At 67.4% G+C, this 15,837-nt stretch carries 14 protein-coding genes; 8 read left to right on the plus strand and 6 right to left on the minus strand.

Annotation, left to right across the window (positions count from 1 at the left end; translation table 11 throughout):
* A complete protein-coding gene (locus KQ910_RS13675) occupies positions 1-1,059 on the plus strand; it encodes a M48 family metallopeptidase (RefSeq protein WP_216961020.1) in 1,059 nt (352 codons plus the stop codon).
* A 13-nt stretch (positions 1,060-1,072) separates the two neighbouring features.
* On the opposite strand, the gene KQ910_RS13680 is transcribed toward KQ910_RS13675, so the two are convergent.
* Positions 1,073-1,612 carry a chlorite dismutase family protein gene (locus KQ910_RS13680; RefSeq protein ID WP_216961022.1) on the minus strand — a complete coding sequence of 180 codons (540 nt, stop codon included), beginning with the start codon at positions 1,610-1,612 and terminating at the stop codon, positions 1,073-1,075.
* 48 nt (positions 1,613-1,660) lie between these two features.
* On the opposite strand from KQ910_RS13680, the gene KQ910_RS13685 reads away from it, so the two are divergent.
* From KQ910_RS13685 to KQ910_RS13695, 3 genes are all read left to right on the plus strand, one after another.
* Positions 1,661-2,521, plus strand: coding sequence for an ATP-grasp domain-containing protein (locus KQ910_RS13685; protein WP_216961036.1), 861 nt, complete (start codon positions 1,661-1,663; stop codon positions 2,519-2,521).
* Between the two features lie 224 nt (positions 2,522-2,745).
* Positions 2,746-4,098: a M23 family metallopeptidase gene (locus KQ910_RS13690; RefSeq protein WP_216961040.1), complete on the plus strand. Its 1,353-nt coding sequence runs from the start codon at positions 2,746-2,748 to the stop codon at positions 4,096-4,098.
* On the plus strand, positions 4,095-4,595 hold the full coding sequence (locus tag KQ910_RS13695; protein ID WP_216961043.1) for a hypothetical protein: 501 nt from the start codon (positions 4,095-4,097) through the stop codon (positions 4,593-4,595). Before KQ910_RS13690 ends, KQ910_RS13695 begins: the two co-directional genes overlap by 4 nt.
* Positions 4,596-4,602: 7 nt before the next feature.
* On the opposite strand, the gene KQ910_RS13700 is transcribed toward KQ910_RS13695, so the two are convergent.
* From KQ910_RS13700 to KQ910_RS13715, 4 genes are all read right to left on the minus strand, one after another.
* Positions 4,603-6,189 (minus strand): ABC-F family ATP-binding cassette domain-containing protein, encoded by a 1,587-nt coding sequence (locus tag KQ910_RS13700; RefSeq protein WP_216963838.1) that lies wholly within the window; start codon positions 6,187-6,189, stop codon positions 4,603-4,605.
* Between the two features lie 203 nt (positions 6,190-6,392).
* Positions 6,393-7,601, minus strand: coding sequence for a patatin-like phospholipase family protein (locus tag KQ910_RS13705; protein ID WP_216961046.1), 1,209 nt, complete (start codon positions 7,599-7,601; stop codon positions 6,393-6,395).
* Positions 7,598-8,893 (minus strand): TAXI family TRAP transporter solute-binding subunit, encoded by a 1,296-nt coding sequence (locus tag KQ910_RS13710; RefSeq protein ID WP_216961049.1) that lies wholly within the window; start codon positions 8,891-8,893, stop codon positions 7,598-7,600. The genes KQ910_RS13705 and KQ910_RS13710 overlap by 4 nt, the downstream gene beginning before the upstream one ends.
* Positions 8,894-8,920: 27 nt before the next feature.
* The gene (locus KQ910_RS13715) at positions 8,921-9,280 is read right to left on the minus strand and encodes a hypothetical protein (RefSeq protein WP_216961052.1); all 360 of its coding nucleotides are present in this window, start codon (positions 9,278-9,280) and stop codon (positions 8,921-8,923) included.
* 111 nt (positions 9,281-9,391) lie between these two features.
* On the opposite strand from KQ910_RS13715, the gene KQ910_RS13720 reads away from it, so the two are divergent.
* A complete protein-coding gene (locus KQ910_RS13720; RefSeq protein ID WP_216961055.1) occupies positions 9,392-10,327 on the plus strand; it encodes a LysR family transcriptional regulator in 936 nt (311 codons plus the stop codon).
* On the opposite strand, the gene KQ910_RS13725 is transcribed toward KQ910_RS13720, so the two are convergent.
* A complete protein-coding gene (locus KQ910_RS13725) occupies positions 10,328-11,446 on the minus strand; it encodes a mandelate racemase/muconate lactonizing enzyme family protein (protein ID WP_216961058.1) in 1,119 nt (372 codons plus the stop codon).
* Positions 11,447-11,489: 43 nt separating this feature from the next.
* Here KQ910_RS13725 and cimA point away from each other — a divergent pair, with 43 nt between their 5' ends.
* The 3 genes from cimA to KQ910_RS13740 all read left to right on the plus strand — a co-directional run bounded on the left by cimA (position 11,490) and on the right by KQ910_RS13740 (position 15,824).
* Positions 11,490-13,097 (plus strand): citramalate synthase, encoded by a 1,608-nt coding sequence (cimA, locus tag KQ910_RS13730; RefSeq protein ID WP_216961061.1) that lies wholly within the window; start codon positions 11,490-11,492, stop codon positions 13,095-13,097.
* Positions 13,098-13,253: 156 nt separating this feature from the next.
* Entirely contained in the window at positions 13,254-14,312 is a 1,059-nt protein-coding gene (locus KQ910_RS13735) for an HlyD family secretion protein (RefSeq protein WP_216961064.1), read from the plus strand.
* A 3-nt stretch (positions 14,313-14,315) separates the two neighbouring features.
* Positions 14,316-15,824 (plus strand): DHA2 family efflux MFS transporter permease subunit, encoded by a 1,509-nt coding sequence (locus KQ910_RS13740; RefSeq protein WP_216961067.1) that lies wholly within the window; start codon positions 14,316-14,318, stop codon positions 15,822-15,824.
* Positions 15,825-15,837 lie beyond the last annotated feature (13 nt).

The raw sequence follows: 15,837 nt of genomic DNA on the forward strand, positions 1-15,837 counted from the left end.
ATGGCCGCCCGATATTATGACGGCCATACCGCCGGGGTGCAGGAAGTGATGCTGCGCGTCACCGCCAGCGAGCTGGTGATCTATCGGCCAGCGGATTCGAGCATCGTCGCGCGCTGGCCGGTCGCGGACCTTTCCGTGCTGGGCGATTCGCAGCACGAGGCCGTGCCACCCGTGACCGTGCGCGGCAGCGAGGCGCGGCTGGTGATCGAGGATCCGGCCTGGCGCAAGCAGCTCGCCGCGCTGGTGCCGGCGTTGAAGCCGCTGGCGCTCGAGCCGGTGAAGGTCGCGCCGCGGCTCGGCGCCTATTCGCTGGCGATCGTCGCGCTGATCGGCCTGTTCTGGAGCGCGGTTGAATACGGCACCGGCTATGCCGCGCCGCTTCTGCCCTATTCGTGGCAGGTGAAGCTCGGCGAGACGGTGCTCGACCAGTTGATTGCGGACGAGGAGGAGTGCACGGGCAAGGCCGGCCTCGCCGCGATCAACCGGCTGGCCAACGATCTCGCGAAGGAAGCGGGTTACAAGCACGAGGTCACGGTGCATGTCGTCAAGGGCGGCCCGGTCAATGCCCTCACCCTGCCAGGTTCCATCCTCGTCTTCTATTCGGACCTGATCGACCAGGCGACCAGCACGCAGGTCGCGGGCGTTCTGGCGCACGAGATTGGCCATGTCGTGCACTACCATCCGACCAAGGGGCTGGTGCGCGCCTACGGGATCGACCTTCTGATCAAGCTCCTGAGTGGCGGTTATTCGGACGTGCTCAGCACCTTCGGCACCGGCGGCAGCGCGCTGCTGGCGCTGCGCAACGGCCGGGCCTTCGAGCGCGAGGCCGACGAGACCGGCGTCCGCCTGCTCGAGAAAGGCGGCCTGCGCGCCGACGGCGTCTCGACCTTCTTCGAGCAGATGCTGAAGACCAAACCCGGGGACGCTGCCCAGGAAGCCGGCATCTGGTCGAGCCATCCGCCGACGCAGGAGCGTATCGCCGCCACCAAGCGCCCGCCGTCGGGCAAGCTGCCGTTCAGCACGGCGGAATGGCAGGCACTGAAGAACGTGTGCAAGTAGCGGTCACCCGGGATCAGTCGATGCGCCGCACTCGGATCTCGACCTCGCGCTCGACATAGGTCCATTCGGGACTGGCACGCAGTTCACCGAGGAGATCGTCGAAAGCCGCCTCGTGCTCGGGCGCGAACTCGAACCAGGTGAGGAAGTCGAAGGGCTCGCCGAGGTCGCGTGCATGATGAAGGCGGCGCGCGATGGCGGGCAGGTACTTCATCGACAACGCGATGTGTCGCGAGCGATCCTCGAAGACGGCACGGCGCTCGTCCTGCGCCATCGACCACCAGGCCTCCGACTTGCGGATCGGGATCAGCGCCGCGCAGGTCGCTTCAGGGCGGCCCAGCCCGGCCTGAACCCCGGCCAGCGTCTTCAACTCGGCCGCCGTCGAATAGCGCGGATGACTGACGACCCCGCGCAGGCGCCAGCTCGCCCCGGGCAGGTCGGTCATCGCGAGATGCGTGGCCGCCGGAAGACCGGGGCCGGCCACGCGCGACAGGCGCTCGATGTGCCACGGGCCGGCGGAACCGGCGGCGAACGTCACGGGAAGGGGCGGCGGCATGATCGCTTCGAAGCAAGACGCGCGCCGGACCTTTGTCTATGTAGCGGCATGCGCCCGCACATCGTTCTCGCCACCTCGGCCGACGACCCGGGGATCACCGCCTCCGACCGCCTGTACGCCGCGGCCCTGGAGCGGCGGGGCTGTCGCGTCACCGGCGCGCCTTGGGACGGACCGCGCGAGGCTTTCGACGGCGCCGATGCCGTCGTGTTGCGCTCGACCTGGGGCTATTATCGCGCGCTCGACGCATTCCGCGCCTGGACGGAGGCGATCGCGGCGTCGACGCGGCTGTTCAATCCCATCGAGCTGGTGCGCTGGAACCTGCGCAAGGACTATGTGGCCAAGCTCGACGCGGCAGGTGTGCGCGTGCCGCGCAGTTTCGTGGTGACTTGCGACGCCGCGGCGGTCGGGCGCGTCTTCGACGAAACCGGTTGGGACCGCGCCGTGGTGAAGCCTGCCAGCGGTGCGTCGGGCCATTCCGTCGAACTGCTGCAGCGCCCCACGATCGCGAAACAGATCGCGGCGCTCTCCGACGAGGCGCGCGCCTCGGGGGTGGTCGTGCAGGAATTCCTGCCCGAGATCGGCGAGGGCGAACTGTCGCTCGCCTATTTCGACGGCGTGTTCAGTCACGCCCTGCGCAAGCGGCCGCCACCCGGCGAGTTCCGCTCCAATTCCCGCTTCAACCCGACCCGCACCGCTGAGACACCGCCATCCGAGGTCACGGCTCAGGGCGCCGCCTGCCTCGCCAGTTTGCCCACGATGCCGCTCTACGCGCGGGTCGATGGCGTGGTGCGCGATGGCACGCTCATCGTGATCGAAGTCGAAGTGCTGGAGCCGGCACTGTTCATGGACTTCGAGCCGGCTTCGGCGGAGCGCTTCGCTGAAGCGACGTTGAAGCGTCTCGCGCCCTGAGCGCGCGCTTCGCCGCGTCGAGACGACGCGCAACCACATTGCTGCCAACTTTCCGACCGAGTCTCCCGCAGCCGGCGCAGTGAGACCTCTGGCACCAGCTTCCCGTCAACTCCGTCCCCAAGGACCTTCCTGGAATGCCGGATTCACAGGCCGCCGTCGCGCAGACCACCTTCGAACAGTTTCCTCCGGCCGTTGCGGCAGGACGGCCGTGGAGAAAAGTCGGTATGTGCTTCGGCAGCCTTGCCGTGGTGGCGGCGGTGAGCCTGATGGCACTGCAGGAGAAGCGTGTTCCGCCGCGCGAGGCAACGGCGTTCGATCTCGCACCGGAATCGGGAACGCCGCAGACGGTGATGGTGGAAGCACCGGAGCCTGCTGCGCCGGTGCAAGACATCGCAGCGGTCCTTCCCGAGCCTTCGCCGGAGACGGCGCCGCCGGATTTCGGTCCGCCCCATGTCGAAGCCGCGATCGAATTGCGTAAGGGCGACACCGTAGCCCGCGTGCTCGACCGGCTGGGCATTTCCGCAACCGATGGGGCGGAGATCGTGGCGGCGCTGGCCCGTCACGTCAGGCTGGACCGATTGCCGATCGGGCAGACGCTGATCCTGAAGCTGCAGCGGCTGGAGGCCGAGGAGGCGACGGTCCTGGTCGGCCTTTCCATCAGACCGGAGCCGCAGCGTGCCTTCACCGTCGAGCGCGACGACGACGGGGATTATAGCGTGGAGGAGGAAGTCTTCGCGGTGACGCCCCGGCTGCAGCGCGCCTCGGGCATGGTCGACGGCTCGGTGATCGGCAGCGCCGAGGCGGCCGGCGTGCCGCACGGGGCGCTTGCCGAAATGCTGCGCGCCTTTTCGTGGGACGTGAATTTCCAGCACGACATCAAGGCCGGCGATCGCTTCGACGTGCTGGTCGAGCGCCGCTGGACGAGCGACGGAATTCCAGCCGACGACGGGCGTGTGCTCTGGGCCGAATTGACGACCGGCGGCGGCGCCGAGCGCTACAGCATCTACCGGTTCAAGCCGCGCGACGGCGAGGAGTTCTTCTACAACGAAGAGGGCGAGAGCGTGATCAAGTCGCTGCTGCGCACGCCGCTGAACATGAGCCGCATCTCCTCGCGCTTCGGCCTGCGTCAGCATCCCGTCCTCAGGTTCACGCGGCTGCATGCCGGCATCGACTTCGCCGCGCCGACCGGCACGCCTATCCTTGCGGCGGGTGCCGGTCACGTGATCGAGGCCGGCGTGTTCGGTGGCTACGGCAGATGGGTCAAGATCGCCCACGAGGGCGGTCTCGCCACCGGCTATGCCCATATGTCGCGCATCGCCGCGGGCGTGAAGCGCAGCGCGCGCGTGCGCCAGGGGCAGGTGATCGGCTACGTGGGCAGCACAGGTCTTTCGACCGGGCCGCACCTCCATTTCGAGCTGCATCGCGGCGGCCGCCCCATAGATCCCCTCGGCATGACCCGCACCGAGCAGCGGACGCGCCTCACCGGCCGGGAACTCCAGCGCTTCAAGGCCGAGATGGCCGAAACCGATCGCGCGCGGGAAACGGCGAACGTCGATCGCGAGAACGAAGCGGAATGACCGGCCCGGCGCGCCATCGCCTCGCGGGCGGTCTGGGCGCGTTGTGCATGATCCTGCTCGCCTCTCCGGTGTCAGCCGGGGATTGCAAGCGCGGCATTCTCGACGACGGCGAAGGCGGCATGAACGTGCTCGTCTATGAACTCTGCGCCGAGCGCCTCAGCGTCGGCTTCGAGAGCAGCGACGTGATCGAGGAGATTTCCTGCAGTCCGGCCGGCGAGGTCAGGCTGTGGATGTCCGTCCATCACCAAAGATGCGACACCTCGCCGGCCGCCAGCACCGAGCAGTTCTACGATCTTCTGGAGCCCCTGCGGGGCGTCGGCCGCATGACGGCGGCGCCGGTCACGATGCAATTGCGATGCGGCGATGGCACGACGCACCAGGCGACCATCGTGGTGCCCGACGCGCGCGACGCCCTTCTCGAGACTCGTACCGGCGACACCAGGTACGAGCGCCTGACCCGGCAGTTCATCTCGCAGTGTGCCGCGCCGGGCGTCTAGACCGGCCTCAATCTTTCCCGGTCAAGTCGATACGTCTCGTGATGCCGATGGCCGAGAGGAACGTCTCGTCGTGGCTCACGACCAGCAGGGCGCCATCGTAGGCGCGCAGGCCCGCTTCCACGGCTTCGATGGCATCGATATCGAGATGGTTGGTCGGTTCGTCGAGGATCAGCAGTTCGGGCGGCTGCGATCCGCCCAGCACGCAGGCGAGGCCGGCGCGCAGCATCTGGCCGCCGCTCAGCGTCCCGACCGCCTGCAGCGCGGCATCGGCACGGAACATGAAACGCGCGAGCGCGGCGCGGCAGGCATTCTCGTCGGCGCCCGGATCGAGCTTCAGGAAATTGTCGCGGATCGACAGGCCGGGATCGAGCAGGCTCACCTGTTGGTCCAGCAGCGCGAACGCGCGCGTCGTACGCACCTCGCCCGAGCGCGGCGCGAGCTTGCCGGCGATCAGCGAGAGCAGCGTCGTCTTGCCCGAGCCGTTGGGACCCGTGAGGGCCACGCGCTCAGGCCCCGTCATGCCGAAGGTCAGGCCGTCGATGATGGCGCGACCGGCTTCGTAGCCGGCGCTCACCGCCTCGACGCGCAGCACCGTCCGGCCCTGGGGCAGGCCGCTCGACGGCAGGGCGACAGAAAGAGGCTGCAGGATCTCGATGCGCCGCCGCGCCGCCGCAGCGTCCTCGACGGCCTGGGTGCGGCGCCGCTCGGCCAGGCGCATCTGGTCGCCGGACGTACTCTCCGCGCGGCTTTCCCGGGCGCCCGCCAGGATGCGCGGCATTTCGCCTTTGGCGCGCTTGCGGTGGCCGGCGCCATCCTTGCGCGCCTTGCGCTCGGCATTGGCCTGCGTGGTCCGTTCGACCTCGCCCATGCGCTTCTCGGCGTCGGCGAGATCGTGTTGCGCCGCCGCAAGGTCGAGCGCCTTGCGTGCGCGATAGTGGCTCCAGTTGCCGCCATAACGTGTGGCACCGAGCGGGGTGAGTTCGACGATCGCGTCCATCGTCTCCAGCAGCTCGCGGTCGTGGCTGACCACTATCGCGCCCGAACGCCATCCGGCCAGCAGGTCGATCACGGCGGCACGGCCCGCGCGGTCGAGATTGTTGGTCGGCTCGTCGAGCAGGATGAAGTCGGGCTGCGCCAGAACGAGACCCGCCAGAGCTGCACGCGTGCGCTGTCCGCCCGACAGGGTCGACAGGGGTGTCGCAGGTGTCGCGTGAAGGTCGACTCGACTAAGCGCGGCCTCGATGCGCGCCCCGAGCGTCCAGTCGGCCGAGGGCAGTTCCTCGGCCGTGGCCTGTCCCTCGTCGGCTCGTCGCAGCAGCGCGAGTGCGGCGGCGACGCCCATCAGGTCCGCAAGCGTGTCCCCCGGTGAAACCTGAACCGCCTGGCGCAGCACGCCCAGCGTTCCCTGCACCGACACGGTTCCGGACTGGGGAGCTTGCGTGCCGGCGACGATCCTCAGCAGCGTGGTCTTGCCCACGCCGTTGCGCCCCACGAGGCCGGTGCGGCCCCCGTCGAAACTCAGATCGATGTCGGAGAAGAGCGCGCGGCCGTCAGGCGTGGAGGCGGCGAGGCGGGAAAGCGTGATCGAAGGCATGGACATGGATTTCCCTGGAGGCAAGGCGAGCGAGCATTGCGGTCAGGTCGAAATCCATTTCGGTGCGCATCCATTCCAGTTGGCGACGGCCGGTAGATAGTCGCTGCTCTTGTTCAGATCAAGGCTCAGGCTGCCCGTGAAGCCACGCCTGTCTGCATCGACGATCTCGCGCCAAAGGGCCTTCGATCCTCTCCACCCGCTGCCTATTTCGCGCGGGCGGCCGCTGCAGCTTCGAGGCCCGGCGGGCTCTTGTGCCACTCGCGGTTCTCGCGGGCCTGCTGGTAGCCGTATTCGTAGAGCGCAGTCATGTAGGCCTGGTCGAACTCGCCTTTCTTCGGAGCGCTGAAATCGCTGCCGATATAGGCGAGGTTGTAGGCGACGCCATCGCGCTGGGTGACGAAGTAGGTGCGCAGCACGTCGTTCCTGCCGCTCGACACCAGCATCGTCTCGATGGCGCGGCCGGCGATCGAGAAGGTGCGGCGGTCGCTCGCCGAGTAGTTCGGTGAAAGCGGGCCGTTGCGTACGATCCAGGCGCGGCGCTCGCGCTTCACGCCGTCGGCCTTGAGATCGATGGTCGGCGGATAGAGGAAGAGCTGGGCCACGGCGCCGCCGTCGACATGCATCTCCTGGTACTTCTTGCCGCCGATCTCGACATCCATCATCACCGGCTGGAACGCGCCGGGGATCGCCGCCGACGCACGCAGGATCTTGCGGAAGAGATCGAGCGCCTGCGGGTGGCCGCTGGCCGCCAGTGCGCCGATGTTCCAGATCACCGGGCGCTGGGCGTCGAGGTCTGTGGTGCCGATCAGCAGCAGCCGACCCCTGGCATATTCGCGCGCGATGGCATCGAACATCTTCTGGTCGGCGTAGCTCGCGATCACCTCGGCCAGCGGGCCGGTATCGGCCATGGCGTCGTCGTAGAGCGCGGCCATCAGGCCACGCACGCGGAATACCTTGTCCGGCGTCATGGTCGTGTAGACCTCACGCAAGGCGGCATCGTAGTCGGGGCCGAGGAAGGCGAAGGGCGCGATGAGCGCGCCGGTGCTGACGCCGGTCACCATCTTGAATTCGGGCCGCGTGCCGCTCTCGGTCCAGCCCTTCATCAGGCCGGCACCGAACGCGCCATTGTCGCCGCCGCCCGACATCGCGAGATAGTTCGCCGGGGGCAGGCGTGTGGTCGACTTGCCTTCTGCCTTGAGCGCGGCCAATTCACGCTCGAACGACCGCTGGCCTTCCTGCACCATCAGGCTGGCGTCGCCATCGGCGTAGAAGCGTGCGTTGGCGATGCCGAGCGGCAGCGCTTCCGTCGTGTTGGCGGCGGGCACCGCGGTGCCGCGTTCGGGAAACGAGCAGGCGCCAGTCGCCAGCACGGTCGAAAGCGCGACGGCGGACGCGAGCCTGGTCAGGTTCAAGTGGTTCCTCCGGAACGTATCGTTTGAAGGCGCGCGCGCACGAGATCGATGTGGGTGCGCAGTGCGAAGAACAGGTCCGAGTGGCGCATCGGGAGGACCTTCGATGCGCGGTCGATCCGGTCGAGGTCGCTGTCGTAGGCCGCGAGTGCGGACGGCGACAACGCGCTGCCCAGCCCATGCTCGACGGCGCGAAGCTCGCGGTAGAGGCCGAGGATGCGGCGGCGCAGCACCCAAAGATAGAGCTTCGGCGCGTAGCTGAAGACGGGGACGAGGATCGCCACCGCGGTCAGCAGGATCGCCAGCGCACGTCGCGCATAGTTGGCCAGCCAGAACGGCACGTAGCGATGCAACAGCGAGGGGCCGTTCTTGTAGAAATCGCGGGCACTCTCGGCCATCGGATATTCCGGGTCGGACTGCGTCGGGAATTCGCCGAACTGCTGGAAGACGCCAGGCTCGCCATTGACCTCGACCAGCGCGCGCGCCAGCAGGCCGATGATCTCGGGGTGCACGTCGTCGCGTACCAGCACCGAGCTGGTCGTGCCGATCAAGGTGACGTCGGTGTTCGGGATGTTCTTCTCGAAGTCGATGACGCCGCTCGGCAGTTCCAGTCTCGTCAGCACCGGGAAGCGGCGGGTCAACGCCTTCACGTGCTTCACGCTGACGAGTCGCAGGCCGGGATCGCGCAGGAGGTTCTGGATCAGCGGCGCCTCGACGACATTGCCCAGGATCAGGACGTCGGCCTTTCCCGAATTGAGCGCGTCGACTGCCGCTCGCCCGGCCAGCGGGAGGAAGGTCGCGTTCTGCGGCGTGATCCCGTTGATCTTCAGGATGCGGGTGACGACGGAATTGGTGCCGCTCGAATCGGGGCCGACGACGATGCTCTTGCCCTTGAGCTGAGCCAGCTCGTCGAACCTGTCGGTCGAACGGCAGAAGATGAAAAAGGCGAGGTAGTTGATGCGGCCGAGCGATTCCAGCCCGGGCGCCTGGCTGCTGTTCGACACGCCGCCCTGCACGAAGCCCGCGGAGACGCCCGAAGAGGCGTCCTGCAGCAGCCTGAGGTTCTCAACCGTGCCTTCGGTGGTGCGGATGTCGAGCGCGACATGATGGCGGGCCAGGATGTCGCGATATTTCTGGGCATAGAACTCATACGCCCCGCCCCTGGAGCCTGCGGCGATGATTATGGTCTTTGGAGGCGCGGGCACGAGATGCTCCAGCGCCAGCCACATGCCGCCCAAGGCGCACAGGATGCTGAGTGCAACGGCCAACAGGCGCTGTCGACTGAGGGTCAGCATCGTGCGCCTGCCGGGACGAGAGAAGCGCTACTTGGCCGTGGCGTCCCAGCGGCAGCCGCGGTTTTTTTCCGTCACGACGAGGGTCCGGGGCGAACTGGCCGAGTTTGCGACGACATCGAGACGCACGCCGGAGAGCGCGAAGACCGTCGTGTAGACACCCGGGCTCGTCTGCTTCAGCGTTTCCGAGTTACCGCCGGCCAGCTTGAGCAGGGCCGTGTCGCCCTGGAGCGTGACCGAGTGGACGCGGGACAACTCGGCGTCGAGACTGCGGCAACCCGCCAGGTTGGCGTCCGACGCGGCCATGCGGAACATGATCGGCGCGCTCTGGGCCTGGGCGAACGAGGCGGCCATGCCGACGAGGACAGCTGCGGTGATCGCTGATTTCATGGTGGCGCGCTCCGGTCCGTCGGGCTGGTGAGGCAGGAGCGCCTCCGCGGACATTGCATTCATCGGGCAATAATCGATGCGCGGCAACGCTTCTCACGATACGGTATCCGCATGGATATCGACCTGAAGTTGCTGCAGCACGCCGTCGTTTTGGCTCGGCATCGCCATTTCGGCCGTGCGGCCTCGGCGCTGCGCATCAGTCAGCCCACGCTCAGCCGCAACATCGCCGCGCTGGAAAAGAAGCTTGGCATGCGCGTCTTCGAGCGGTCGCGGCGCGATGTGGTGGCGACGTCCGCCGGCGACGACGTGCTCAAGATGGCCGATGAACTGGTGGCGCGTGCCGAGGCCATCTCCAACCAGCTCCAGGTCGTGCGCGACGGCCGCGGCGGGCGACTGCGTGTCGCCGCGGGCTCCTACATCCACGACATTGCCGTGCAGCCGGCCGCCATCGACCTGATCAACGCCAATCCCTCGATCCGGCTGGAGCTGCTGGAGCGCGAATGGACGGCCGTGCTCGCGATGCTGATGACCGACCGCGTCGATTTCGTCGTGTTCGACGTCCTGGCACTGAAGGACATGCCGGCGCTGCGCGTCGAAACGCTCGGCACCCTGAAAGGCAGCTATTTCTGTCGCGCCGGCCATCCTCTGATGAAGAAGAAGGCGCCGCTTCAGCCGGAGGATCTGCGCAAGTATCCGTTTGTGATGTCGAGCATGCCGCACACCAATCTCTGGCTGATCGAAGGCATCGACGATGGCCTGTCGATCGAGCCCGTCACCGGAGACGTGCTGCCCTCGATCGCCGTGTCCTCGTTCCGTGTCGTGCGGGACCTCGTGGCCGGCACCGACGCGTTCGGGATCGGCCATATGAGCCAGATCGAGGGCGGCCTGAAGTCCCGGCAGCTGGCCGTGCTCGACCTGCCCTGGCGCGGCAAGCTCCCGTCCGCTCAGATGGGGGTGGCCTACAAGCGCGAGCGCACGCTCTCGCCGGCCGCACGCTCCTTCATCGGCCTTATCCGCAAGCGCTTCCGCGCCGCCGCCGAAGCCTGATCAGCCTTTCAGACGCTGGCCGCCCACACGGTGGTCTTTCAGGATCTCGGGCCGGAAGACCACGCCATGGCCCGGCCGTTCCGGCGGCGACATGGTGCCATCCTTCGCGGGCAGGACCGGCTCGATCCAGAGATCGTCGTTCCAGTCCATGTATTCGAGATAGCTGGCGTTGGGGATCGAGGCCAGCACATGCACCATCTGCTCGTGGAACAGGTGAGGCGCGATCCGAATGCCGTACGGTTCGGCCATCGAGGCGATTTTGCGCAGCTCGGAGTAGCCGCCACGCATCGGGTCCGGCTGCAGGATCGGCGTGCCGGGATGCTCGAAGAAGGGCCTCAGGTCGTTGCGCATGAAGTGGCTCTCGCCGCCGACCACGCGCGTCTTCAGCGCCGCGGCGATGCGGCGGTAGCCCGCGAAGTCCTCGGCGACGACCGGCTCCTCCAGCCAGTAGGGATCGAACTCGTCGATGCGATGGCCGGCCTGGATCGCGGTGTCGGCGTCCCAGCCCATGTTGACGTCGATCATGATCTCGATGCCGTCACCCATCGCCTCGCGCATCGCCTTCACGTTCTGGACGTCCTCGCGCCACGGCCGGATATGCGCCACCTGCATCTTGATGGCCTTGAGACCCTGGGCGGTGAACTCCTGCGCGCGCCTGATCATGCCGTCGCGGCCGAGCCCGCGGAAACAGCCCGAGCCGTAGGCGGGAATGGAAGTGCGCGCAGCACCCCACAGGCGGAACAGCGGCAGGCTCGCGCGCTTGCCGACAATATCCCACAGCGCCATGTCGACGGCGCTCTGGGCGAACAGGGTGACGCCCATGCGGCCCAGCCAGAAATTGTTCTTGTAGAGCGTCTGCCAGATGCCCTCGATCTCGGTGGCGTCGCGGCCGATCACATAAGGTGCAATCAGCTCCTTCATACAGGCGTCGAGCGTGTGCAGGCCGCCATGCAGCGGCATCAGGTAGCTCATGCCGACCAGCCCGCCCTGCGTCTCGATCTCGAGCACGAAGATCTCCCGTGGCCCGGGCGCCAGGATTCCCGCCGCCGGCGGCGACGACCGCCACGGCACCTGCAGGAGCGTGGTGCGAAGCTCGACGATGGTGGTCGGAGTGGTCATAAGCGTATCTCCCGAGGTTTCCCGACACTATGATGCGCGCGCCATGAGCCAGTCCAACCGAGTCTATCTCTTCGACACCACCCTGCGAGACGGGGCCCAGACGCAGGGCGTCGATTTCACCGTGGCCGACAAGGCCGCGATCGCGCGCGAGCTCGACCGGTTGGGCATCGACTATATCGAGGGCGGCTGGCCGGGCGCGAACCCGACCGACGACCGGTTCTTCGCCGATCCGCCAGAGTTCCAGAATGCCAAGTTCGTGGCCTTCGGCATGACGCGGCGCGCCGGGCGCAGCGCGGCCAACGATCCCGGGCTGGCGTCGATCCTGCAGACCAAGGCGCGCAACGTCTGCATGGTCGGCAAGACTTGGGACTTCCACGTCGACGTGGCGCTCGAAGTCGACCGCGCCGAGTATCTCGAGATGATCGCCGACTCGCTCAGCTACGCGAAGACGCGCATGGACGAGACGATGTTCGACGCCGAGCATTTCTTCGACGGCTACAAGGCCAATCCCGATTATGCCATGGCCTGCCTCGCCGCCGCCGAGAAGGCGGGCGCGCGCTGGCTGGTGCTCTGCGACACCAACGGCGGAACCCTGCCGCACGAAGTCGAGCGCATCGTGGGCGAAGTGGTGAAGAAGATCCCGGGCGATCGGCTCGGCATCCATACGCACAACGACACCGAGAATGCCGTTGCCAACACGCTGGCCGCGGTGCGGGCGGGCGTGCGCCAGGTGCAGGGCACGATCAACGGGCTGGGCGAGCGCTGCGGCAACGCCAACATGATCTCGCTGATCCCGAACCTCGTGCTGAAGATGGGCTTCGACACCGGGCTGAAGGACGGCGCGATGCAGCGGCTCACGCACCTGTCGCGCCTGCTAGACGACCGGCTGAACATGCCGACCAACCGCAGTGCTGCCTACGTCGGCACGCGCGCCTTCGCCCATAAGGGCGGCCTGCACGTCTCGGCGGTCGAGAAGGACCCCAAGACCTACGAGCATGTCGATCCCGAGATCGTGGGCAACCAGCGCATCATCGTGGTCAGCGACCAGGCCGGGCGCTCCAACATCATGGCGCGCTTCCGCCAGATCGGCCTCGATGTCGATCCGAAGCATCCCGGCGTTGCGCGCCTGCTTGAGATCGTGAAGGAGCGCGAGTCGGAGGGTTATGCCTACGATGGCGCCGACGCGAGCTTCGAGCTTTTGGCGCGACATGAGCTGCACACGGTGCCGGATTATTTCTCACTGCAGAGCTTTCGCGTGCTGGCGGAGCGTCGCGTCAATGCCAAGGGCCAGACCGTGGCGTTGTCGGAAGCGACGGTGAAGCTCGACATCGCCGGCCGCCGCGCCATGGAAGTGGGCGAGGGCAACGGTCCCGTGAACGCACTCGATGCTGCGCTGCGAAAGGCACTGTTGCCGGTCTATCCCGAGCTGGAGGACATGCGGCTGGTCGACTTCAAGGTCCGCATCCTCGATTCGGCGGGCGGTACGGCGGCCACCACGCGTGTCATGATCGAGAGTGCGGATGCGAAAGGCCGCCGCTGGAGCACGATCGGCGTCTCGCCCAACATCGTCGACGCTTCCTACAACGCGCTCTACGACGCGATCACCTACAAGCTCTTCCGCGACGGTGCTCGCCCGGCGCAGCCGGCGTAGCAGCCATGACGCTCCTGCCGGTTGACCTAGCCCAGGTCGGGGCAGACCATATATCGCGTGCGAGACGGAGAGCATCTGGACACACGGAATCCGCCCATCGCGGCGGCCGCGACGCGCCGTCCGCGTCTGGGAGGTCGCGTCCTCGCGCGGGCTTTCATGTGGGCGCTGCCCGCCCTCGTGCTCGCCGCCACCCTGTTCATCTGGTTGTCGGCCGGTGGCTCGGTCACGACCGACAACGCCTATGTGAAGGGTGATCGCGCCCAGATCGCGACCCAGCTTTCCGGCGTCATCGTCGAAGTATTGGTGCAGGAGAACGAGAAGGTGTCGCGCGGCCAGCTTCTGTTCCGGCTCGACGACCAGTCCTATCGCCACGCGCTGACCCGCATCGAGGCCGAGACCGAGACGGTGCGGGCCGAGATCCGCGGCCTGCGCGCCCAGTGGCGCACCAAGCGCGAGGAGATCAAGGCGGCGCTGAGCCAGCAGACCTATGCTCAGGCGGATTTCGACCGCCAGGCCGAACTCGCCGAAAAGAAGGTGACCTCGACCGCCAAGCTGGAAGAGGCGCGCATGGGCCTCGACGTGGCGCGCCAGCGCATCTCGGCCGCGCAGGAAGACCTGCAGCGCATCGAGGCGGCCCTGGCTGGCGATCCCAAGATCCGCGCCGACAACCATCCGCGCGTGCGCCAGATGATGGCAATGCGCGAGGAAGCGCTGCTGCAGGTCCGCCGCACCACCATCGAATCGCCGATCGACGGTATCGTGAGCAAGCGCCCGGTGCCCGGCAGCTACGCCACCGCCGGCGTGCCGGTGATGGTGGTGGTGGCCGACAGCGATCTCTGGATCGAGGCCAACTTCAAGGAGACCGAACTCACGCGCGTCCGGTCGGGCCAGAAGGTGCTGATCCACGTCGACACCTACCCCGAGGCCGAGTGCCACGGCACGGTGTCGAGCATCTCGCAGTCGACCGGTGCTGAGTTCGCCGTGCTGCCGCCGCAGAATGCCAGCGGCAACTGGGTGAAGGTGGTGCAGCGCATTCCCGTGCGCCTCTCTGTCGCCTGCCGAGAGGGTGATCCGCCGCTGCGCGTGGGCATGAGCACGACCGTCGAGGTCGAGACTGGCCATACGCGCTCGCTCGCCAGCCTGTGGGCCGGATGGTCGAAGTCGCTCGGCCTTTCGGGTTCCCCGGCGAGCGCTGCGGCGACGCCGAAGCCCTAGCCGATGGCGCCGGCCGTCGATCCGGCGGTCCTGCGCCGCCGCCGTCTCATCACCTTCACCGTGATGGCGGCGACCATCATGCATGCGCTCGACGGCACCATTGCCAACGTGGCACTGCCGTCGATCCAGGGCTCGCTGTCGGCCACGCAGGAGCAGGTCTCCTGGGTCGTCACCTCCTATATCGTGGCCTCGGCCATCCTGACGCCGCTCGCCGGCTTCTGCGCCATGCGCTTCGGCTTGCGGCGCACGCTGGCGACCTGCGTGATCGGCTTCACCATCGTGTCGATGATGTGCGGTGCGGCGCAGACGCTCGACCAGCTCGTGCTGTTCCGCGCCCTGCAGGGCGGGTTTGGCGCTGCACTCGTACCGGTGTCGCAGGCCATCATGATGGACACCTACCCGCGCGAGGAGCAGGGCAAGGCGATGGCCATGTGGGGCGTCGGCACGATGCTCGGGCCCATCGCCGGACCGTCTCTGGGCGGCTGGCTGACCGACGAGTTGAGCTGGCGCTGGGTGTTCTATGTGAACCTGCCCGTCGGAATCCTCTGTGCCATCGGCATCCTGGCGCTGGTGCGCGACAACGTCCACGGCGCGCCCCGGCGCTTCGACCTGCTGGGCTTCACCCTGCTGGCCGTCGCCATCGGCTCGTTCCAGCTCATGCTCGACCGCGGCCACATGCTCGACTGGTTCGACTCTGTCGAGATCATCGGCGAGACGCTGGTGGCGGCCGTCGCCTTCGCGATGTTCCTGATCCACATGATGACCGACCGCCAGCCGTTCCTGTCGCGCGAGCTGTTCCGCGATCGCAACCTCACGGTCGGACTCTGTTTCACCGCGCTGGCGGGCCTCGTGCTGATCGTGACGGCGACCCTGATGCCGCCGTTCCTGCAGCAGCTCATGGGCTATCCGGTGTTCACCACGGGTGTCGTGCTGGCGCCGCGCGGCGCGGGCATGATGGTGTCGATGATGCTGGTCTCGCGCCTGATCGGCATCATGGATGCGCGCATCCTGATCGGGCTGGGCTTCGGACTGGCCGCCGCTTCGCTCTACGACATGACGCTGTTCAATCTCAACGTCAGCGAGAGCCGCATCGTCTGGAACGGCGTCCTGCTGGGCTTCGGGCTGGGGCTCGTCTTCCCGCCGCTCACGGTGCTTACCTTCGCCACTCTGCCCCAGCGCCTGCGCACCGAGGGCGCGGCGGTGAACGCGCTGCTGCGCAACCTGGGCGCCAGCATCGGCATCGCGGTGCTGGTCTCGATGCTGGCCAGCAACACCCAGCAGAACCGCGCCGACATGGTCGAGAAGTTCACGCCCTGGCATCCCGGCTGGCCGATGGCCGGCTCCGGCGTGAGCCTCGATCCGACCCAGGTCGCGATCTGGGACGGCGAGATCACGCGGCAGGCCGCCCTGATCGGCTACCTGAACGACTTCCGCGTCATGATGATCTGCTCGCTGGTGCTGATCCCGCTGCTCTTCCTGATGCGCCGACCGCCCCTTATCGCCGGGCGCTAACCACGTTATTAGG

It is taken from the genome of Reyranella humidisoli (assembly GCF_019039055.1).
GTDB lineage: Bacteria > Pseudomonadota > Alphaproteobacteria > Reyranellales > Reyranellaceae > Reyranella > Reyranella humidisoli.